Source organism: Bifidobacterium sp. H6bp9 (assembly GCF_032193695.1).
Taxonomy (GTDB): Bacteria; Actinomycetota; Actinomycetes; order Actinomycetales; family Bifidobacteriaceae; genus Bombiscardovia; species Bombiscardovia kimbladii.
Map to the genome: position 1 here is coordinate 561,036 of NZ_JASTZY010000001.1, position 20,980 is coordinate 582,015.

Annotated in this window: 14 protein-coding genes; 11 read left to right on the forward strand and 3 right to left on the reverse strand. The window is 60.8% G+C overall.

All coding sequences use genetic code 11. The features are described from left to right. Nucleotides 1-320: 320 nt before the first annotated feature. On the reverse strand, nucleotides 321-4,214 hold the full coding sequence (locus QRX40_RS02380) for an LPXTG cell wall anchor domain-containing protein (protein WP_313836010.1): 3,894 nt from the start codon (nucleotides 4,212-4,214) through the stop codon (nucleotides 321-323). Nucleotides 4,215-4,371: 157 nt separating this feature from the next. Here QRX40_RS02380 and QRX40_RS02385 point away from each other — a divergent pair, with 157 nt between their 5' ends. From QRX40_RS02385 to QRX40_RS02410, 6 genes are all read left to right on the forward strand, one after another. Next, entirely contained in the window at nucleotides 4,372-4,863 is a 492-nt protein-coding gene (locus QRX40_RS02385; protein ID WP_101432914.1) for an inorganic diphosphatase, read from the forward strand. A gap of 150 nt (nucleotides 4,864-5,013) precedes the next feature. Next, complete coding sequence (locus QRX40_RS02390; protein WP_121915011.1) at nucleotides 5,014-5,460, forward strand: DUF3290 family protein; 447 nt, start codon at nucleotides 5,014-5,016, stop codon at nucleotides 5,458-5,460. A gap of 3 nt (nucleotides 5,461-5,463) precedes the next feature. Next, entirely contained in the window at nucleotides 5,464-6,108 is a 645-nt protein-coding gene (locus QRX40_RS02395; RefSeq protein ID WP_024626892.1) for a DUF421 domain-containing protein, read from the forward strand. A gap of 140 nt (nucleotides 6,109-6,248) precedes the next feature. Next, a complete protein-coding gene (locus tag QRX40_RS02400) occupies nucleotides 6,249-6,566 on the forward strand; it encodes a type II toxin-antitoxin system RelE/ParE family toxin (protein WP_313836013.1) in 318 nt (105 codons plus the stop codon). Nucleotides 6,567-6,614: 48 nt separating this feature from the next. Next, nucleotides 6,615-6,929, forward strand: coding sequence for an addiction module antidote protein (locus QRX40_RS02405; protein WP_313836363.1), 315 nt, complete (start codon nucleotides 6,615-6,617; stop codon nucleotides 6,927-6,929). Between the two features lie 217 nt (nucleotides 6,930-7,146). Then, nucleotides 7,147-7,710, forward strand: coding sequence for a manganese efflux pump MntP family protein (locus QRX40_RS02410; protein ID WP_313836015.1), 564 nt, complete (start codon nucleotides 7,147-7,149; stop codon nucleotides 7,708-7,710). 1 nt (nucleotide 7,711) lies between these two features. Here QRX40_RS02410 and QRX40_RS02415 read toward each other — a convergent pair whose 3' ends face one another. Beyond that, nucleotides 7,712-8,374: a hypothetical protein gene (locus QRX40_RS02415; RefSeq protein WP_313836017.1), complete on the reverse strand. Its 663-nt coding sequence runs from the start codon at nucleotides 8,372-8,374 to the stop codon at nucleotides 7,712-7,714. Between the two features lie 163 nt (nucleotides 8,375-8,537). Between QRX40_RS02415 and QRX40_RS02420 the strand changes: the two genes are divergently transcribed. The 5 genes from QRX40_RS02420 to QRX40_RS02440 all read left to right on the forward strand — a co-directional run bounded on the left by QRX40_RS02420 (nucleotide 8,538) and on the right by QRX40_RS02440 (nucleotide 20,216). Further along, on the forward strand, nucleotides 8,538-9,368 hold the full coding sequence (locus QRX40_RS02420) for a response regulator transcription factor (protein ID WP_313836019.1): 831 nt from the start codon (nucleotides 8,538-8,540) through the stop codon (nucleotides 9,366-9,368). Nucleotides 9,369-9,429: 61 nt separating this feature from the next. Further along, a complete protein-coding gene (gene nth / locus QRX40_RS02425; protein ID WP_313836365.1) occupies nucleotides 9,430-10,077 on the forward strand; it encodes an endonuclease III in 648 nt (215 codons plus the stop codon). 10 nt (nucleotides 10,078-10,087) lie between these two features. Continuing rightward, the gene (locus QRX40_RS02430; protein WP_313836021.1) at nucleotides 10,088-11,620 is read left to right on the forward strand and encodes an ABC transporter substrate-binding protein; all 1,533 of its coding nucleotides are present in this window, start codon (nucleotides 10,088-10,090) and stop codon (nucleotides 11,618-11,620) included. A 44-nt stretch (nucleotides 11,621-11,664) separates the two neighbouring features. Then, nucleotides 11,665-14,406 (forward strand): valine--tRNA ligase, encoded by a 2,742-nt coding sequence (valS, locus tag QRX40_RS02435; RefSeq protein ID WP_313836023.1) that lies wholly within the window; start codon nucleotides 11,665-11,667, stop codon nucleotides 14,404-14,406. A 320-nt stretch (nucleotides 14,407-14,726) separates the two neighbouring features. After that, nucleotides 14,727-20,216, forward strand: a complete 5,490-nt coding sequence (locus QRX40_RS02440; RefSeq protein ID WP_313836025.1) for an InlB B-repeat-containing protein — start codon at nucleotides 14,727-14,729, stop codon at nucleotides 20,214-20,216. Between the two features lie 65 nt (nucleotides 20,217-20,281). Here the strand turns inward: QRX40_RS02440 and QRX40_RS02445 are convergent, their stop codons facing one another. Beyond that, nucleotides 20,282-20,638: a chorismate mutase gene (locus QRX40_RS02445; RefSeq protein ID WP_313836027.1), complete on the reverse strand. Its 357-nt coding sequence runs from the start codon at nucleotides 20,636-20,638 to the stop codon at nucleotides 20,282-20,284. Nucleotides 20,639-20,980: the final 342 nt, after the last annotated feature.

The following is a 20,980-nucleotide window of genomic DNA, read 5'->3' on the forward strand; positions in this document are numbered from 1 at the left end:
CATAATCAGGAGCGCAGATAGCTTAGACCTAAGCATTTACTGCTGAATGATCCGAATTTTCGAAGACTCCCAGAACAGTCGGAACATCCAAGGTCTCGGCATCTTCAAAATCAGTCAGCGTATTCAACGCTTCTAATGGCTGCGGATTCCCAGCAATCCTTTTGCCCACACCCTCTTACTTTGGAACTGGAAGACCGGTATGCGCCTCGCACAGCTCTACCGCCCTGCGACGGGTCGCGACGCCCCTGGTCTATCGGTTGACCTAATGAGGCGAATCGACAGGCCAAGATGCGCACACCGAACTCCAGATTTGTTTAGGATCACTGTGTCCTATGGTTGCTGGCGGACATCTTTTTGACTGAGTGGAAGATAATAAGCCCAGTCATGACCGCTGCAGTGGCGAGCGCTAATGGAAGCACTACCGCGGCTCCGGTCTTAGGCAATGCGACTCCCAAAGCGTTCCAATCGTCACTGTTGGATTCGACAGCTTGATCGGCACAGAGCAGACGACCATCGACTTCCACTCCCCGCGAATCCGCTCTCCCGGTTGCTTTTTGGCTATTCTCCAGTTGAGGCAGAGAGGCCTGATCATCTACCGGACAGGGCACCAGAGGACTGCCTACCACCCGAGCCCTGTCGGTGTGCCTACCTGATATGCCCATCACTGTGGCATGCACATCTACATACTGGCCAGGTCGGAGCATCAGAGTCGACCAGTTGTCGGGGTAGCGGATCCCGGTCACACGTCCCTGACCGAGGACTGTCTGATCCTCCAAGTGCAGTTGCCGAGCTGGGAAAATGGCTCCGGTCCCATCACTGGGATCGCGAGGAGAATCATTGGTGATCCGGAAGACAATGGCGACATCGTCATGAGTCCGGAAAGCCTGCTCCGGCTGATCCCGATCACCCTTGGGCATGCCGCCAGCCTGATCGAATTTCTCGATATGCAGAGCCGGGGTCATATCGGGCGTTCTGGTCCAGACCGTGTTGGAGACCAGGGTCTTGTCCTGATAGAACTCAGTGAATCGGTTCTCATGACGTTCCACGTTCTTCAGCCGCCTGCATTGCAGGTAGGCCCTCCAGCCGACCGGGCGGTCGCCTGAAGCGCTGACCAAGGCCAAATATCGAGGTGTAGCTTCCACTTTGACCAGACCTGCAGGGTCTGCGGTCATTGTAAACAAGGGACCGCCATGGATATCTGCAGACATGTCCGAACCAGCCATGATCTGTCCATGATGAATCAGGATGCTTCCATTCTCGTAAAGGTCCTGGGTTGCGTAGACGGCCCAATGGCCAGTGAACTGATCCACCGTAGGATCCAGCCGATCCTCAATCCGCCAGGTTTTCACTTGCGGGTAAGCTCTTCCGGCCGGCAGCAGACTTGAGTCCAGGCGATAGAGGAAGAGCCGATCGCGGTATATGCTGCCGCCATGTGCGCTTTTCCCGCCCACGGCGACCACCACATCCTTGGCGGGATTGAGCAGCTTGACCGGATTGGTAACCACGTTGGTCGCTTTATGCAGGTCGTTGACGATCTGGGTCGCTTGGTTACGTACTACGTGACCTGATTCTGTGCGGATGACCGTGTAAGGCAGAACCACATCGTAGGTGCGCCCCAGCAGCCGTTGGTCAATAGCCGGCTCTCTGAGGGGATTATGACCGCGAGCAACAGCATAGGCAGCCAGATCGGTAGGCTGGGGATCCCCTTTGAGGGTGACACCCGTGGCCGGAACATAGGTATCCACGGTTTTGGCGAAGACCAGGACTACACCGTTTTCCACCTGGATATTGAAAGCCTTGGTGTAATCGCGGCCGTCGGAGCCCAAAACCTCGATATGTTTGGAATTGATATCCAGGTGCCGAGCGTCGTAGGAATCCGTCATACCCAGCCGCCAGACCGGATAGGCGGTGTCTTTGCGACGGGCGTCCAGACTGATCCGGTAGGCCCCTCGGTCGCCCACAAAAAGCACCTTGCCGTCGATGCTGACTCCTGGATCATGTGCGCTGACATCGTTCTTTGAGGGACGGAAGTCAGCCGGTGGATTGCTTACCTGGTTGGAGGGGGTCAACGAGTTGTTCAGCGTCAGTACCCACTGATTGTCCACCCGATGATCCGTTGGAGCCTTGGGATCAACCCTGCCTTCAAAACGCAGGCGGATCCTGGGATTGCCCCCGGCACGCCACTGGCTGATCCGGGCGGGGTCGGTGATGGTCACCCGCAGGCTGTGCTCCTTGTCCTTCCACTTTGTGGCGTATCCGGTCTTGGCGATGACATCGCCGCCCTGCAGGTCAGTGACTTCAAGGGTCTGCTTGTCGGGCAAAAACCAGCGGTCGTAGACATCCGTCAGAATGACTGATTTGACAGGATAGGCCAGATTGTCAGGCAGGCTGGGCTGGGTATCCAACTGATACTCCAACCGCTGGCCAGGAAAGACCACCTTGCCGTCAACACTGGCCTGCTCCCCGCCTTGGCCGGCCTCCGAGATGACATCCTTGCGCACCGGAGGCAGGTATCCGCAGATGCCCGGCTTGTTAGTCTGTACGCTCTGCGTATTGACTGTCTGGGAGCCTGAGTTGGTCAGCGCCGCGCCCTGGCTGCCATGGCCGTTCGGGGCCTTGCAAAAGGTCAGTTCGTGGTCAGGTGTTCCGCCCAGATCCTTGCGAACCTTGGCTGCACCGCCGCCATTGGCAAAGCGAACCGTAAAGGGAACCAGCATGGTGACCTGCCTAGGGTCCTCCATCCCCTTGAGACCGTTCAGCCATCCGCTTTTGGCCTGTGCCCGCGCCCGGGTGCCGGTCACACTGATCTCGAAACGGTCGGTCACATCCCTGCCCTTGTCCACAATGTCCTCGATGCTGCTGCGGCGGTAGTGCCCATCTGCATCCGCCTTGGCCTTGGCCTCGAAGATGCGAATAGCCCGAGCGCCATCCTGATCAACCAGATAGTCGGCAGCGCTCCAGTCATCAGCCAAAGCGAAAACCTTAGGAGCTTCGATCAGATGGGCTTCAACCGTGGCGTTGACCACCGACCCCACTCTGTCGCCGTCCAGAAAGGCACGTCCGTCGCCACCAGTTTTGTTGGTCCATTGAGGGTCAACGACTGCCTTCCAGAGCCCGGTGGCGGGATCGCGCAGAATCCAGGATTTGTCGGGACTGGGCTTCCATGTGGGAGTGCGGCGCTCAGGGGTCGACTGGTCGACCTGACGGATGCTGCCCTTCCAATGCACTTTTCCAGAGTCCAGAATGACCCCAATGTCCGGCTGCTCGACGGTCACGTCCAGCTGCCATGCCCATTGATGCTCCTCGGGCAGAGCCCCGCCCTTCCAGGTGGCTGTGGCCCTATTGCCGGGCGGTCGGCTCCCATCGGCGGTGTTGAAAGCGAATTTGCTGGTCAGATCCTCACCGCTGGTCAGGTCTTTGACCTTCTGCCAGCCGACATGGTACTGCTTGCCTTGGGGATCGAAAACATCGCTGAAGGTCAACTCGCGGCCGCCCCGACCGGTTCCTGTCTCGATGCGGGTGCGGTTGGTCATACCATCCGCGCTGGTGCCAGGATCCACTTTCTTGTCGGGTGGATTCGGCGGCAGATCGGCAGGTTTGGGCTCATAGTCATTGAGCATGAAGACCACCAGGGAGATGCCGTGCTCGTTGCCGGCATACATGTCTGCGAACTTGTCCAGGCTGTCTCCGGGCTGGTCCCAAAAAGGTTCGCCGGTCCGATAGGTCACCCCTCGGTTGCTGAAGGTGCGGCTGGCCACCTGGCTTCGCCAGTTGTCCATCCATATGCTATGGATGGCCATGCTGACCCCATCGAAGACCCGCTGAGAGCCGCGATAGCCCGTGACCACACCCACGCCGGTCACCCGGCAGTGGCCCTGTCCGGATTCGTCGGCATGGGCCTCGTTAAAGCGTGCCTGGCAGTTGCCGTTAGCCTCATCCAGAGCCTGGCGTTTGACCCGAGCAGTGGTGGCATTGCCGCCATCCACAATCCCCATTTTGGAGAAGGCCCTGTCGATGCTGCCTATCTCATAGCCACCGAAGGAGCCCTGATCGTCATCCTTGTAGGTCCAGCCCTGCCAAAACCGGCCATTGCCTTCAGCACCACCGCCGGAATGCCCCGATCCGCCGCCAGCCATGGCTGGGGCCGCTGGGCCGACAAGGGTCGCCAGTGCAGCCAAGGCCGCCAGCAGACCCGTCCATCTGCGCTTGTTCATACTTGTCCTCACTCTTCGCCCACCCCATGAATCGAGTATGAGCGGCCGCCGAGCAGGCGTGAGCGTCAGCGAAGCACTGTGGTCGAATGTGCCCCGGGACGGTTATGCTGTGTATGAGACATACCTATGCCGTCCAGACCGAAAAGGAGACAGGACAATGGCAGAGACATTCGACGTGTTGGTCGAGATCCCCCGGGGCTCCCGCAACAAGTATGAGATGGACCACGACAGCGGCCACATCAGGCTGGACCGCACCCTCTTCACCTCCATGGGCTACCCCGACGATTACGGCTACATCGACGGCACCCTGGGCGAGGACGGCGATCCCCTGGATGCCCTGGTCATGATTCCCGATTCGGTCTTCCCGGGCTGCATCGTCGAATGCCGCGCCGTGGGTCTCTACCACATGGTCGACGAGGCTGGCGGGGATGACAAGGTCCTCTGCGTGCCCGCCGATGTGCGCTTCGACGCTATCAAGGACATCGACGACGTCTCCGACTTCCACAAGCAGGAGATCAAGCACTTCTTCGAGCAGTACAAGGCCCTGGAGCCAGGCAAGGAGGTCATGCCCGGCGACTACTGGACCAACGCGGAGGCCGCCGAGACCCAGATCAAGGCTGCACGCCAGCGCCTGGCCGAACAGCACTGACTTCTCAAGGCCGCCCAGCGGTCGCAACAACCCCGGCAAGGGCTCAATCGAGCATCCGAACCGGGGTTTTGCATGCCCAAATCCTCCCAAAAAGCGCCTGGCCGTCTACGATTGCGAATTGCGGGTGCGCGCGCAAGGGCAGGAGCGGCTATGACTTTCTATACATACCAATACCTCAAGGGCGGGCAGACCAACTGGACCATGATCAGGATCATCGTGGTCGTCGTTCTGGCCCTGGCCTTTCTCTTCTTCCTGTTCATGTACTCCCGCCATCGCTGGAACCACAAGTACAAGGATCTGTCCATCATCCTGGCCACCCTGCTCCTCTTGGCTGCGGCCATCCAGTACAGCGACTACACCAATCTGCGCACGGCCAGCCTGCAGAGCGGACAGCTGACCACGGTCATCGACAAGTCCGCCGCCAAGCTCAAGGTCAAGCCTGAGCAGATCAGCATCAACGACACCTCGCGCAACAACGACATGATCATCAAGACCCCCAAGGGCTACTACACCCTGGTATTCAACAGCTCCGGCTCTGAGTTCCTGCTGCAGCGCGCCGACCTGTACCACCCAGACATCACCGTGATCGGAGAGTGACCCATGGATATCAATTTCTACGTCAACGTGGCCCTGAAGCTGATCGTCGGGCTGCTCTTCATCACCCTGCTCATCAATGTGACCGGCAAGGGGAACCTGGCGCCCACCTCGCCCATGGACCAGCTGCAGAACTACGTCCTGGGCGGCATCATCGGCGGGGTCATCTACAGCGACAGCATCTCCATGGCCCAGTACATTGTCATCCTGCTGATCTGGGCGGCGCTGATCCTCATCACCCGGTATGCCAAGACCCACATCCACGCGGTGGGCAAGTACATCGACGGCGAACCGGTCACCATCATCAAAAACGGCAAGCTGCTGGTCCAGAACTGCCTCAAGGTCAACCTGACGGCCAAGGAGGTGGACTTCAAGCTGCGCACCAAGGGGATCAACGACATCCGCGATGTCAAACGGGGTATCGTCGAGCAGAACGGCAGCCTGACCATCATCTCCGAGGGTGACAAGGACGTGCGCTATCCGGTGGTCATGGACGGACGGGTCAATCCCGACGTGCTGGATACCATGGGACGGGACGAGGACTGGCTCAACGAGCAACTGGCCAAGCAGGGCATAGACAAGGTCAGCGACGTGTACATGGCCCGCTTCCAGAACGGTGAGTTTTACGCCGTCACCTACCAGGATCAGTAGTACTCGAAAACTGACTACAGAATTCGCGAATCACTCGACATTCAGGTGTCATAAGCAATTGTTGCAGTGTACACTGTAGTGTACACTTTCTTGTGGGGAATGGGACGCATCTTCTCGAAATAAGAGGGGAAAGCGACACCATGCCCTTATCCATCATTGAGGTACTGGAGACTGAGGAATTCAGCCGGTGGATTGATGAATTGAAAGACACTCAGTCGGCAGCCCGCATCCTACACCGATGGGAACAAGTAAAACGATCCGGACACCTTTTAGGCGACTGGAAGACTGTGGGAGAAGGCATATTTGAAATGCGTTTTCACAATGGTCCGGGTTACCGCACCTACTTCGGACTGAAGAGCAAACAGGTCGTGTTGCTGCTTTGCGGCGGCAGCAAGACTCACCAGAAGAGGGACATAGACCGGGCAAAACATCTGTGGAAGTCATATCTGGAGGGCTGACAGCATCCAGATGGGCAACAAACGGACCATATTAAGGACAGAGTCGTGATGACGTTGAAGATCAGGGAATTCCATGCAGGCGACCATATACATACCGAACAAACAGCCGTCCGCTACCTGCAGGTTGCCATGGAGGAGGCCGACAAGGCCGAAACCTCTCGGCAGGGGGCTGCAATCATCGCAGATGCACTCGGCGAGGTGGCACGAGCACAGAGGCATATGAGCACCATCGCCTCTGATGCCGACCGATCCCGGTCGGGCATCTACAAGGCCCTGAGCAATCAGGGGGATCCGGCGCTGAGCACGGTCATCAGCGCCGTCCATGCGGCAGGGGGCAGTCTGACTGTGACCGTGGCTCACTAAGGGGCCGATCGGACAGCCTGTCATGCTTGATTATCACAGCGCTGACAAGTAAAATCTATGTCCATATTGTTATGGCGTAGCATGTGAACGGCATTCAACGAATTCAAAGCCGACACCAATCGGCAGTTCCGCGCTCGACGCTCCCGAGGCGTAGGCGGGTTTGAGGAGACCTGGTCGAGGCCCATCCCACCGGGGATGAACCCTTTCAAGGAATGCCGTGTTTTTGAGATTGTTGTTTATCGCTTTAGGTGTATCTTCTGATGCCTTCGCCGTCTCCATCAGCAAAGGGCTGTCCGTGGATCGACTGCGGGCGCGCCATCATTGGCTGGTCGGCCTTTGGTTCGGCGGATTCCAGACTCTGCTGCCCCTGCTAGGATACTTCGCAGCCTCCATGCTGCAGGACTCCCTGGCCGCCGTGGATCACTGGATTGTCTTCGGCATCCTTTCAGCCATCGGAGTCAACATGATCCGCGAGGGCGTCTATGGCGAAGAGGAGGGAGCGAACGGCGAGGAGAATTTCTCCTGGCGACAGATGCTTCCTGCAGCCATCGCCACCAGCATCGACTCATTCGGCGTGGGTGCGGGCCTGGCCCTGCTGGGCATCAACATCTGGCTGTCCGCACTGGTCATCGGGCTGGTAACGGCCGCCGCCTCCATTCTGGGGCTGCGCATCGGATACGCCGTCGGGTCCCGCTGGCGCAAGCCTGCCAGAATCGCCGGCGGGATCATTCTGATCGTCATGGGCATTCAGATCCTTCTGGACCACCTGATGAATGCCTAGATCAGAACGTCGTCTGCAAGACCATGACGGCCAGAACCACGATGGATCCGGCCAAAAGAACCGACATCAGCGCCAGCCCAACGGCCCCACGCCGATCAGCTGCCTCCTGGGCCCAGCGATAGCCCGACGTCATGAGCCCGAACAGCAGCAGCAAGGCCACAAGCACCACCAGGATCGGCATCAGGTCAGGTCGCAGGCCTCTGATCAGCTCTGGCAGGAAGACCCACCCCGAGGCGGCGACGGCGGTCACCCCGCCCATGGCGGTTGCAGAAATGCCACGGATGACCATCCGCCTGTCCCGACGCAGCATCTGCCGAGCAAACATAAACACGGCCAGGAGGGCCAGCAGGAATGCCGCAGTCGACAGCCAGGCCCAGAGGGCACCAGGCCCCTGCACCACCAGGGCCGGCACCAGAGCGACCAAGGTCAACAGACCGAACATGGCTCGGTCAGGGCCAGGTCGGATGCCTTTGCCCACCAGGGGCCAAGCGGCCAACAGGGCCAATGCCAGCACCAGGACCAGGACGATCTGCACCCATCGAGCGACCCTGGGCCCGGCCAGCAAGCCCGTCGCCAGGCCCGGCACAATCAGGGCCGCCAAGGCCAGCAGCTGCGTCAGGGCGGGCGCTCGCCCATCCCGGGTTTCTTTTACGGTCTGCGCCATGGGTCCTCCTGCCTGTCCCCGTCGGGGAGCCATACGTCACATCCTAGGGCAAGGCCATCCTGTGAACTCGGAGCCCCTGTGACGGCCCGATTGTACAATGATGACGACTGTTCAACGAATCCACCCCCGCTATGGACGAACGGACAGGGAAGAAGGTACCCCCGTGACGGATCTGACCTTGATGACCTGCGCCGAGGACCCGGCATCGGTTCTGCCAGCCTTGGCCCTGCTCTCCCATCGGGTGCGCGTCCTGCCCCTGGATGCCGCCTCCCTGGTAAGAATGCCCGAGGACACCGTGTTGCTGATCGACGCCAGCGACGACCTGGCCGAGGCCAAGACCCTCTGCAACCTGACCCGGGCCTCGGGCCTGTCCACGCCCATCATCCTGATTCTGAGCGAGGGCGGCTTCACCGTGGTCAATGCCAGCTGGGGTGTGGCTGATGTGATCATTCAGTCCGCATCGCCCGCCGAGGTCGAGGCCCGGCTGCGCTTGGTCTGTCAGCGCGTGACACCGGCACACAAGCCGGATGCTCAGCCAGAAGAGGCGGAGGAGCAGGTGCCTACCGGCCAGGTCCGCTCGGGTGACCTGGTTGTGGATACCGAAAGCTACACGGCCCGAATCCACGGCCGTCCCATCAACCTGGCCTACAAGGAGTTCGAGCTGCTCAAATACCTGGTCCAGCATCCAGGCAGGGTCTTCACCAGGGCCCAGCTCCTCCAGGAGGTCTGGGGCTATGACTACTACGGCGGCACCAGGACGGTGGACGTGCACGTGCGGCGGCTCAGGGCCAAGCTGGGCAGCGAGTACGAGCACCTGATCGGCACGGTCCGCAACGTGGGCTACCGGTTCGACCCGCCCTCATCGACGCGAACGGCCCAAGCTCCCAGGGCCACGACAGAGGCAGGAAGCGAACCGGATGCCGCCGGTCAAAACGACAGCCAGTCCGAACAATCCAAAGATGCCAAGAAGAAGAAAACCGATCATAGTGACTGATGCATCATCCAATCGAAAGCACCGCCAAGGCAGGGAGAGCAAGGCCCGGCGCCTGACCCGCATGCACGAGGAGTACCGCATCCTCTGCCAGGTCTTTCCTGAGGCGGTCTGCGCCCTGCACTTCCGCAACCCCTTCGAACTGCTGGTGGCCACGGTCCTGAGCGCCCAGACCACCGACAAGCGGGTCAACTCGGTGACCCCCGAACTCTTCGAGCGCTATCCAGACCCTGAGGCCATGTCCCAGGCCCAGCCGGCCGAACTGGAGGCCATCATCCACCCGGTAGGCTTCTACCACGCCAAGGCCCGCCACCTCTTGGGGCTCTCCCTGATGCTGACTGAGGACTATGGCGGCAAGGTCCCCCAGACCATGGAGGAGCTGACCAACCTGCCCGGCGTGGGGCGCAAGACCGCCAACGTGGTCCTGGGCAACGCCTTCAACATCCCCGGATTCCCGGTGGACACCCACGTCACCCGGGTCACCGGCCGCCTGCGCTGGCGGACCGACTGGCGCAGCACTCACCCCGATCCGGTGAAGATCGAGCACGAAATCTGCGACTGCTTCCCGCCCGAGGACTGGACCAATCTGTCGCACAGGCTGATTCTGCACGGCCGGGCCACCTGCCACGCCCGCAAGCCCGACTGCCTGCACTGCCCGCTGGCCGAGACATGTCCCAGCGCCGAACTCCTGGCCGGACCGGCCTCTCGATAGAATCAAAACCATGGCACGCGGCAGACACAGAGGAATCAGCTCCGGAATCATCTTCATCCTGGTACTGGCGGTCCTGACCGCGGGCACCTACATGGCCTGGCCATTGTTGACTGGCCGAGGAGGGTGGCGGCTGCCCTGGAACCTTGGAGGTTCGGGCCAGGTAGTGCGCATCCGGGCCCGGCAGGCCCCAGTCTCCCTGGACATCCGCACTGAGCCCGGCCGGGCCACTGACCAGGCCCTGATGGGCAACGTCTACCAGACCCTGACCAGGCCCGACGCCCAAGGTCGGCCTACTCCTGGACTGGCCCAGAGCTGGGAGGTCTCCGCCGATGGGCTGCTCTACACCTTTCATCTGCGCAGCGACGCCCGCTTCGCCGACGGGCGCCAGCTGACCTCAGAGGATGCCCTCTGGTCCCTGCACCAAATCATCGAGCACCGGTATCAGGGCCACCAGGATCTGGATGGCCTGGCCAAGGTCACCAACCCGGATGATGCCACCCTGGTGATCGGACTGAAGAGCCCAAACGCCCTCTTGCTGAATGCTCTGAGCGGTCGGTCCGGTATTGTCTACGATCGCCAGGCCCGCGTCAACTACTCCACCCAATCGGCCGGATCAGGCCCATACCAAGTGGATGACTGGCAGCCGGGAGCCAGCCTGACCCTGACCACCAACAAGTCCTACCGAGGCCCGGACAAGGCCGCCATCCACAAGGTCGTCTTCAGCTATGCCGACAGCCCTGAGCAGACCGTCAAGGATCTGGACCAGGGACGTCTGGACGCTGTAGTGGACATGGATCCAGCTACCGCCAAGCAGGCCGGCAAGGCTCCCACAGCTACACCCAGCACAGACAATGTGGTCCTGGCCTTCAACAACGAGGCATCCAGCCTGCTGTCCGACCAGCATATGCGCGAGGCTGTCCGCTATGCCCTGGACCGCCAGGCACTGGCCGATCTGGAAGGCGGCGGAGCCAAGGCCTTGGGCGGACCGCTCAACCCGCTGAGCCCAGGCTACGATCCCGGTCTGCAGGCCTTCCCCTTCGACCGTGTCCAAGCGGCTGGTCGAGCCTCCTACTACGCCCCGTCCTACTATCACGGTGGTCTGCGTCTGGTCTACCCCCAGGAATTCGGCAGCCAGGTGGGCGATCTGATCCGCGCGCAGCTGGAGGCGGTGGGCATCCCCACCCAGGTCGCCATGGTGGATCAGGCCGCATTCCGCGATCAGGTGCTCACCCGTCACGACTACGACATGGCCCTGCTGGTCATGGACAATGACGACATCGGCCGCTTCGCCGACCCCAACTCCACCATGCTCTTCGACAACACCGAAGTCCAGGAATCCTGGAAGCAGGTCAAGGCCAGCACCGACCAGAACACCTATGCCCAGCGGCTGCGAGCCTTCGCCCAACAGGTCAGCGACCTCTCCCCCAGCGACTGGCTGTATGAGCGCACGCCCTTGGTCCTGAGCACTCCCCGTCTCCAGGGCATGCCCAGCTCTCTGTTGGACCGCTACCTGCCCCTGTGGAACCTGCATATCAAGGGTTGAGGAGACCTAGACTCCTTGTCACCATTCGTCCATAAAATGCTGGTATGTCTGCTGAACACCAAGGAATCGTCAATGCCCATCTGACCCCCCTGCCCGACAGGGTGGGTGTGGATGGCCTGGAGGAAAAGTGGTGCCGCGACTGGGATGAGTCCGGCGTCTACCGCTTCCGCAACACCCGCGAGCGCTCCGGCGTCTACTCCATAGACACCCCGCCGCCCACCGTCTCGGGGCATTTGCATGTGGGGCACGTCTTCTCATACACCCATACCGACGTGATCGCCCGGTTCAAGCGGATGCAGGGCTACGACGTCTTCTACCCCATGGGCTGGGACGACAACGGCCTGCCCACCGAGCGGCGGGTCCAGAACTACTACGGGGTTCGCGTGGACACCTCGCTCAAGTACGATCCGGACTTCAAGCCCCCCTTCCACGGGACCAAGGGCAAGAAGATCAGCGCCAAGGACCAGGTGCCCGTCTCCCGGCAGAACTTCATCGAACTGTGCGAGGAACTGACCGCCGAGGACGAGAAGCTCTTCGAGCAGCTCTGGCGGTCGCTGGGCCTGTCAGTGGACTGGTCGCAGACCTATCACACAATCGGCGAGCATCCCCGCCGGGTGGCGCAGAAGGCTTTCCTGCGGAATCTGGCCCGGGGCGAGGCCTACCAGAAGGAGGCCCCCGGGCTCTGGGACGTGACCTTCCAGACCGCCGTGGCCCAGGCCGAGCTGGAGTCGCGCGAGTACGACGGCTTCTACCACCGGGTGGCCTTCCGGTTCGCGGACGGCACGCCAATATACATCGAGACCACCAGGCCTGAGCTGTTGGCGGCCTGCGGCGCCCTGATCGCCCACCCGGACGACAAGCGCTACCAGAAGTACTTCGGTCAGAAGGTCTACTCCCCCCTGTTCAAGGTGGAGGTGCCCATCCTGGCCCATCCCGCCGCCGAGATGGACAAGGGCGCCGGCATCGCCATGTGCTGCACCTTCGGCGACGTAACCGACGTGCAGTGGTGGCGGGATCTGAACCTGCCCACCAGATCCATCATCCAGCGCAACGGACGAATCGTCATGGATGTGCCGGATTGGATCACCGATGAAGACGGACGGCGCATCTTCGAGCAGACCGAAGGCAAGACTACCTTCTCGGCCCGCAAGATCATCGTCGACGCCCTGCGCGAGTCCGGCGATCTGGACGGCGAGCCCAAGCCCACCAAGCGCATGACCAACTTCTACGAGAAGGGCGACAAGCCCCTGGAGATCGTCACCTCCCGTCAGTGGTACCTGCGCAACGGCGGCACCGACCAGAAACTCAACAAGGAGCTGCTGGAGCGCGGCAAGGAGCTCAACTTCCACCCGGACTTCATGCGTGTGCGCTACAACAACTGGGTCGAGGGCCTGAACGGCGACTGGCTGATCTCCCGGCAGCGCTTCTTCGGAGTCCCCTTCCCACTTTGGTACCCGGTCAAGGAGAACGGCGAGACCGACTACGCCCATCCCATCACCCCGGCCGAGGACAGGCTCCCCATCGATCCCAGCAGCGATGTGCCCGAGGGCTTCGAGGAATCCCAGCGCGACCAGCCCGGCGGCTTCACAGCCGAGAAGGACATCATGGACACCTGGGCCACCAGCTCCCTGACCCCCCAGATCGTGACCCACTGGGCCGAGCCGGGCGAGCAGGATCAGGCCCTCTTCAAGGCCACCTTCCCCATGGACCTGCGCCCCCAGGGCCAGGACATCATCCGCACCTGGCTCTTCAGCTCCATGGACCGCGCCCACCTGGAAAACGGCTGCCTGCCCTGGAGCGACACCACCCTGTCGGGGTGGATCCTGGACCCGGACCACAAGAAGATGAGCAAGTCCAAGGGCAATGTGGTGGTGCCCGACGAACCCATCAAGAAATATGGCGCTGATGCCGTGCGCTACTGGGCATCCTGCGCCCGGCTGGGTCTGGACGCGACCTACGATGAGGGGCAGATGAAGATCGGCCGCCGTCTGGCCGTCAAGCTTCTCAACGCCGCCAAGTTCGCCCTGGCCATCGGGCGGGAGGATGAGAACCATAAGGTCACCCAGGCAGCGGAGGCGACCTGGAACCCCGCTGACGTCACAGTCCCGTTGGACCGGGCAGTCCTGGCCGGCCTTGCCCAAGTGATCGACCAGGCCACCAAGGCCCTGGAATCCTACGAGCACTCCAAGGCCCTGGAGGTGACTGAATCCTTCTTCTGGGACTTCTGCGACAACTACATCGAACTGGCCAAGAACCGGGCTTACGGAACTGCGGATGCCACCGGCAGGACCCCTGGCGAAGCCCAGGTGCTGAGCGCCCGCACAACCCTGGGACTGGTTCTTGACGCTCTCGACCGTCTCCTGGCCCCCTTCCTGCCCTTCGCCACCGAAGAAGCATGGCAGTGGATGCACCAGGGAGACGGATCGGTTCACCGGGCCTCCTGGCCACGTCCAGAATCCTACCGGGCAGCTGCCCAGGGACAGGATCCAGCTCTTTTGGCCTGGGCAGGCACGGCCTTGGCTTCACTGCGACGGATCAAGTCCGAGGCCAAGGTCTCCATGAAGACCCCCATCCTCTCCGCCTCCTTGAGTGTGGCGCCGGAGGGCCTCGAAGCCGTCAAGGTCGCCCTGGACGATATAGCCGAAGCGGGCAGGGTCACCGGAGATCTGAATCTGGTCGAGGAGACCACCCAGCCCGAGACCAAGGGAGCCGGCGAGGATGAAGCGGGCATCCGAGTAACAGCCAGCCAGCTGGGCGAGCCCCCGGCCAAGAAGCCTCGCAAGTAGGCTCCACAACTCCCCAATACAACCGAGGCGGTTCGGCCATAGGCACCGCCTCGGTTTTCTTATCCGTGTCACTGGTGACAAGGGCAATCTGCAATGCCAGTCAAGCCATCGTCGTTCATGCAAAAAGTACAGCTTCCATAATCAACAGCATGCCTCTTGCAGTGAATTTGCCCTGCAACACCCTGACCACAACACTCTAAACCGCCCAAAGATTGCAATGCTACAGTAAAAGTTATAGAGGGACTTTATTTTAGTGTGCGTCGACGCAGATTTTGGGGCCACAACCTGGGGAATCGGCACGCTTGGGGAGGAAGAGACGAATGGGGAATGCTCATGGCATCCGCAGACTGGTGACGTTGACAGCCATGATTGGGCTGGCGCTGATCGGAGCATCAACAGGCGCATACGCAACCACCGGCGACATGACACCTGCATCTGCCACAGAATCGCCCTCGCCCAATCCTGACAGCAGCGCAAGTCCATTGCTCCGGGCAGGCAGCGGGGCACAGGCTGGAGCCGCTGCCCCGACCGCCTCACCGTCACCGTTGGCCAGCAACAATCCTTCACCATTCAAGGCCGTCCAACCATTCAACAGCAAAAGGGCGGACAGACCGTTCAGGGACAGCTCACCGAGAGACAAGTCACCCCAGACCAGGGATTCATCCTCATATACCCTCACTTTCGAGCCTGACGGGGGCTCGCTGGTATCCGGCTCGCCAGCCCTGAGCCAGACAGTAACCTCAGGTCATCTGGCATCCCCTCCTACCGTCACCAAATCAGGCTACCTGTTTGACGGATGGTTCCTCAAAGGCTCCGATGTGGCCTATGACTTCGGCAAGCCGGTCACCAGCGCGCAGTCGCTGACGGCCCATTGGTCGTCGGTCAACGACGCCCAGTGGACGACAGCCGACGTCAGCAGTGGCGACACCGGGGGCTCCGCAATCACCCTGACTCCCCCCAAACCCAGAGGGGTGAGATTTGCACAGGTCAGCGCCGGCCACGACCACACCCTGGCCGTAGGTTCGGACGGCCACGTCTACGCCTGGGGCGACAACAGCAAGGGCGAGCTTGGCGACAGCACCACAATCAACAAAAACACGCCAGTGCGGATTACCGAAAACGAGGCCATCAAGGGAAAGACCTTCATATCCGTCAGCGCGGGAACCACATTCTCCATGGCCCTAGCCTCGGACGGCACCGTCTACACCTGGGGCGACAACAGTCGCGGCGAACTCGGCAACGGGTCCACCACGAATTCTTCAGTACCGGTAAAGGCGAATCTCACCGCCAACATCACTGCCATCAGCGCCGGATACTGGCATGCCATGGCCCTGTCCTCGAGCGGGACGATCTACACATGGGGAGACAACGAATACGGCCAGCTCGGCAACGGGCACACGGGTGTCAACGTCAACGCTTCACCAGCAGCGGTCTCTTCATCCGGCGTCACCTTCACCACCATCAGCGCCGGATACGATTTTCAAACGGCGCTGGACAGCCAAGGACATGCCTACGCCTGGGGACGCAACCAGGGCGGCCAGCTCAGCATCGGCACCATGGACGGCACCAGCAGTGGTTCCAATGTCTACACTCCATCGCGCATTTACGGCGACTCGACCGGCAACCCAGACAGCACTGTCTACACCGACATCGATGCAGGGTACCTGCACGTCCTTGCACTGAGCAATACAGACAAGGTGTACTACTGGGGTTATCCCCTGACCAAGGGCAATGACGCCAATGCCGACAGCGTCCACTCCTTCTACCCCAGTCCGGTAAGCCTGCCCACGGGAGCGGCGACGCCTGTTTCAGCCAGCGCCGGGGACTACTCCTCTGCGGTAGTCGACTCTGCGGGCAGCCTGTATATGTTCGGCAGCAATTCCAGCGGCCAGCTGGGCGACGGCACCACAAGCCCCAAATCAACTATGACCAAGGTGAGCCTGACAGGCGTCACAGTCACCGCATTCGATGTCTGCCGGCACAGCCTGGCCATCGGCTCGGACGGGCTCCCCTACACCTGGGGGGAAGCAAAAAGCGGCAAGCTGGGACAAGGCAGCAAGGGACCTCAAAGCGGTTCGCAGACCAAGCCTGCAGCGGTCATCCCGCCCCAGATAGATCTGGCCAAGGTGACCTTCGGCAGGACGGATGTAGCCAAGACCGACAGCAACAGCCCGATCAGCCGAACCTCAGCAGGCGACGACGCCTGGAGCGCCAATACCCCATGGGCGGTCACCACCCCGCACCACACCTACGGAACCACCAAGATCAGAATCAATGACGGTCAATGGTCCATTGGCGGCGCCGCACAGCAGGGGCAAAGCATCGGCAACTATACATTCACACCCACTGCCCAGAAGATCACCTTTGATTCGGACGGAGGCTCATCAGCCTCGGACCAGTTCGTCACCGCAGGCAAGCAGGCTTCGCGCCCCACCGTCACCAAGGCAGGTTTCCTCTTCGACGGCTGGTTCATCAAGGAGGCGGACGGCAGCTCCAATGTGGCCTACGACTTCAGCAGTCCTGTCACCGGGCCGCTGAATCTGAAAGCGCATTGGTCTTCGTCAGACATGAAATGGAAGACCTCGGATACCCTCCATGGCGACGACACCGGGGGCTCCAAAATCACCCTGACTCCCCCCAAGCCCAGAGCAGTGAGGTTTGCCCAGGCCAGCGCCGGGCGCTACCACACCCTGGCTGTGGGTTCTGACGGACACGTCTACGCCTGGGGAAATCAGGCTAGCGGCGGACTGGGGAACAGCAAAAGCTCAGGCACGGCGACGACACCTGTGCGGATTACCGAAAATGATGCCATAAAAGGAAAAATCTTCATAGCCGTCAGCGCCGGCGACGCTTATTCCATGGCTCTGGCCTCGGACGGCACGGTCTACACCTGGGGTAGCAACAGTAAGGGACAGCTCGGCAACGGCACTACCGATAATTCCAACGAACCAGTAAAGGCACAGACAGGCGATGCCAAAATCACCGCAATCAGCGCGGGACGGGCATACGCCATGGCCCTGGCCTCGGACGGCACGGTCTACACCTGGGGCAACAACGTTCAAGGCCAGCTCGGCAACGGCAGCTCAGACAAGAACAGCCATTCCTCCCCTGCCAAGGTCACGGCGCTGTCCAACATAACCGCCATCAGCGCAGGGTTCACCACAGGCACGGCCCTGGACAGTCAAGGCCACGCCTGGGCCTGGGGCGAGAACAGCAAGGGACAGCTCGGCAACGGCGCCCTTGGTGACAATCCGACGCCGACACGCGTCCAAGACCTGGACACCGGACAGCCTGATGCCCGGTTCTATATCGCCATCAGCGCGGGCTACCAGCACGTGCTGGCGCTGGATACGGATCATGACCTCTATGGATGGGGTTCCGGCACCGCCATCGGCTCCACTACCGATACCAATGTCAGCACGAGAGGATCCACTGCGATCAGCTTCGGATCCGACCCTGTCAACATCATCGCCATCAGCGCGGGCGACGATGGATCCGAAACCGTAGACGATAGCGGAGAAATCTACACCTGGGGCAATGAGGGTTACGGACAGCTAGGCAACGGGTCGAACGATAGCACCGCTTGGCAGACCAGCCCGAAAGCCATCACCCTGGCTCAGTCGGTGAAGGCCCGCGCGGTGTCCACCTCCGGCCATCACCAAACAGCCGTCGGGTCTGACGGATTGCTCTATACCTGGGGATACGGCTACTTCGGCCAGCTCGGACGAAACGGGGCATCCTCAGTGCCCGGCACCACACAGCCGCCGCAGATCACCCTGACCAAGGTCGCCTTCGGCACCATGGCCAGCGGCACTCAGCCAGCCACGAACCTGACCCGGACAGACAAAGACACCTGGGATGCAAACCGGGATTGGACCTTCGTCACACCCACGTACCCGTATGGCCCCTCCAGTTTCACCATCACATGGACTGTTGCCGACGATACCGGAGACTCAAGGCAGACACAGCAGTTCGACTACACCTTCGATCGGACCAAGAAGCGCATAACGCTTGACCCTGAGGGAGGTACTGGAGCCGCATGGACAAGCAAGGACATCGAGGAAGGTGAATTGGTACCCCGACAGACCCTGGCCAAGACGGGCTTCCTCTTTGACGGGTGGTTCGTCAAAGCGGATGACGGCAGTTCCAATGTGGCCTACGACTTCGGCAAGCCAGTCACGGACCCGTTGACCCTGGTCGCGCACTGGACGCCTTCGGCTCCAACTACTGTCGACCCAACCGTCAGTCCATCCACTGGCGGATACCAGGTCACCATCACTCCGCCCTCGCAGCGCGGCATCCGCTTCGCCCAGGTCAGTACAGGCAAAAACCATACCCTGGCTGTCGGCAGTGACGGCAACGCCTACGCCTGGGGAAACAACAGCACGGGACAGCTCGGCAACGGCAGCAAGGATAGCAGCAAGACGCCCGTCCAAGTGAAAAAGCCCTCCGGTGCAGGTACCGACTTCGCCTACACCCAGGTAAGCGCAGGATATGGATTCTCGTTGGCCCTCGGAAGTGACGGTAATGCCTACGCCTGGGGAGACAACGGCAGGGGGCAGCTTGGCAAGGGCGCTGCAGACGGCACCAATACGACGCCCGTCCAAGTGAAAAAGCCCTCCGGTGCAGGCACTGACTTCGCCTACACCCAGGTAAGCGCAGGAGGCTATCATTCCCTGGCCGTCGGTAAGGATCATCAGGCCTATGCCTGGGGGGACAGGAGCAACGGCGGACAGGTGGGCGACGGGAACACGACCGGGAACGCCCCTGCTCCTGTAGCCGTCAACGCAAGCGCCACCAGTCCTGGATTCCAGGCCAGACAGGTCAGCGCTGGATATCAGCACTCTCTGATCATCGGTATAAGCGGGCAAACCTACGCATGGGGATACGGCGCCAGCGGCAGACTGGGCAACAATGCCAAAGCCTCACAGGCCACTCCTGTGTCGGTATCGTCACCCGTGAAATACGAGGACGGATCGATAGGATTCTTCGCCACCCAGGTCAGCGCAGGAGGCTCGCACTCCCTGGCCATTGGCAGAGACGGCAAAGCGTACGCCTGGGGTGCGAATACCGACGGACGACTGGGCACCGGAGACACCAATGATGCCGCAATACCAACCCTGGTGGCCGATCCCGACGGAGGCAGCGATGGATTCAAACCCACCGAGATCAGCGCCGGAGGATGGTTCTGCGCAGGAATCGACGACAAAGGGAAGATATACACCTGGGGAAACAACGGTCAAAACGCCCTGGGCAATGTCTCCATCACGGGATCCATCAGCACATCCCCCGTTCTGGTGAGCAAGAACGGCAGCACCATACAGATCAGTGCAGGCGAGCGCCAAGTCCTGGTCATCGACTCAAATGACATGGCCTATGGCTGGGGCGACAACAGCAGCAGACAGCTAGGAACCAATTTGGACAGCACTTCCGTCAAGGCAGCCACCTTGGTCTGCCCTCCGCAATTGACCATCAGCTCGGTCACAGTCGGCACGGATCCGGATACTGCCGCAGTTCTTGAACTGACCCGGAGCGGCACAGCCGACGCATGGGGATCATGGAATACATGGACCTTCTATACCCCAGCCTTCAAAGCGGGCCGGACAACAGTCAACATCACCTGGAATGTGGGCCAAGGCAACCCTCAAACCGAGAATCTGCCCTTTACATACAAGGATATTCTGCCTCTGACCGGTAGCCAGGGTCTGCTCATCGTGCTGCTTGTCGGACTTTTCATAACGGTGACTGTCCTGGCAGCAAGACAGCATTACTTGGAAATGGCTCGTCAGACTCTAACCAGTACTCGCTGATACCTTGTGGCCGACGGCATAGGAATTGATCCGAGCCGTCGGCCATGACCATACGATGGATTTCCTCAGTGTGAGTTGGCCTGATCGGCCAGCCGTTCGTGGTCGCGCTTGGCGGCATCGGCCACCAGATGCAGATAAGCCTCAGCCAGATCCGGGTCCAGCCCGTAATCATCAGCCTTGTTTCGCAAGGTAGCTATTTGTGTGCTCTCCCGGCGCATATCCGCCGAGGCGAATCCTGCCTGAGCCTTGAGCAGCCCGATGCGGCGGGTCACCCTGAACCGTTCGGCCAGCATGGCGACAACGGCGGCATCGATGGTGTCCACATCGGCACGCAGTTCCTCCACCTGGCGGGCAGCCTGGGCCTGTGGACCCCCGCTCTGCACCTGGTCATCGATCACTGTTTCCATCTTCGCATCGCTCATAAAATACCAGTCTAATCAAGCGCCCTAGGCGACTACGCCAAGCCCTGCCACCACTGTGACACTGGTGTTATTGTAGTGGATGGGATTATTGACTCTTGGGGAGAGAGTCTCGTTCGTCTACACCTGCCTATACAAGTGCCGGACGCATGGGGGAGGATGCCTTCACATGAAGATGGTACGTAGTCGTCGCGTCACAGTGCTCGTCAGTCTATGCTGCGTCTTGGTCGCCTGCGGCATGCTCGGCCTGCAAATCGGTCAAGCAGCGCCGGAATCCAATGAGACCGCAGTCGCAACTCAGGGAAATGGAGCAATTGGTACTGCAACCAATACTCCCGGACAGAT

Bases quoted from the DNA above. Each gene is read 5' to 3' on its own strand.
- QRX40_RS02405 (WP_313836363.1), top strand. From the start codon at position 6,615: ATGACGTTGAAGATCAGGGAATTCCATGCAGGCGACCATATACATACC.
- valS (WP_313836023.1), top strand. From the start codon at position 11,665: ATGTCTGCTGAACACCAAGGAATCGTCAATGCCCATCTGACCCCCCTG.
- QRX40_RS02380 (WP_313836010.1), bottom strand. From the start codon at position 4,214: ATGAACAAGCGCAGATGGACGGGTCTGCTGGCGGCCTTGGCTGCACTG.
- QRX40_RS02390 (WP_121915011.1), top strand. From the start codon at position 5,014: ATGACTTTCTATACATACCAATACCTCAAGGGCGGGCAGACCAACTGG.
- QRX40_RS02400 (WP_313836013.1), top strand. From the start codon at position 6,249: ATGCCCTTATCCATCATTGAGGTACTGGAGACTGAGGAATTCAGCCGG.
- QRX40_RS02395 (WP_024626892.1), top strand. From the start codon at position 5,464: ATGGATATCAATTTCTACGTCAACGTGGCCCTGAAGCTGATCGTCGGG.
- QRX40_RS02430 (WP_313836021.1), top strand. From the start codon at position 10,088: ATGGCACGCGGCAGACACAGAGGAATCAGCTCCGGAATCATCTTCATC.
- QRX40_RS02415 (WP_313836017.1), bottom strand. From the start codon at position 8,374: ATGGCGCAGACCGTAAAAGAAACCCGGGATGGGCGAGCGCCCGCCCTG.
- nth (WP_313836365.1), top strand. From the start codon at position 9,430: ATGCACGAGGAGTACCGCATCCTCTGCCAGGTCTTTCCTGAGGCGGTC.
- QRX40_RS02445 (WP_313836027.1), bottom strand. From the start codon at position 20,638: ATGAGCGATGCGAAGATGGAAACAGTGATCGATGACCAGGTGCAGAGC.
- QRX40_RS02385 (WP_101432914.1), top strand. From the start codon at position 4,372: ATGGCAGAGACATTCGACGTGTTGGTCGAGATCCCCCGGGGCTCCCGC.
- QRX40_RS02440 (WP_313836025.1), top strand. From the start codon at position 14,727: ATGGGGAATGCTCATGGCATCCGCAGACTGGTGACGTTGACAGCCATG.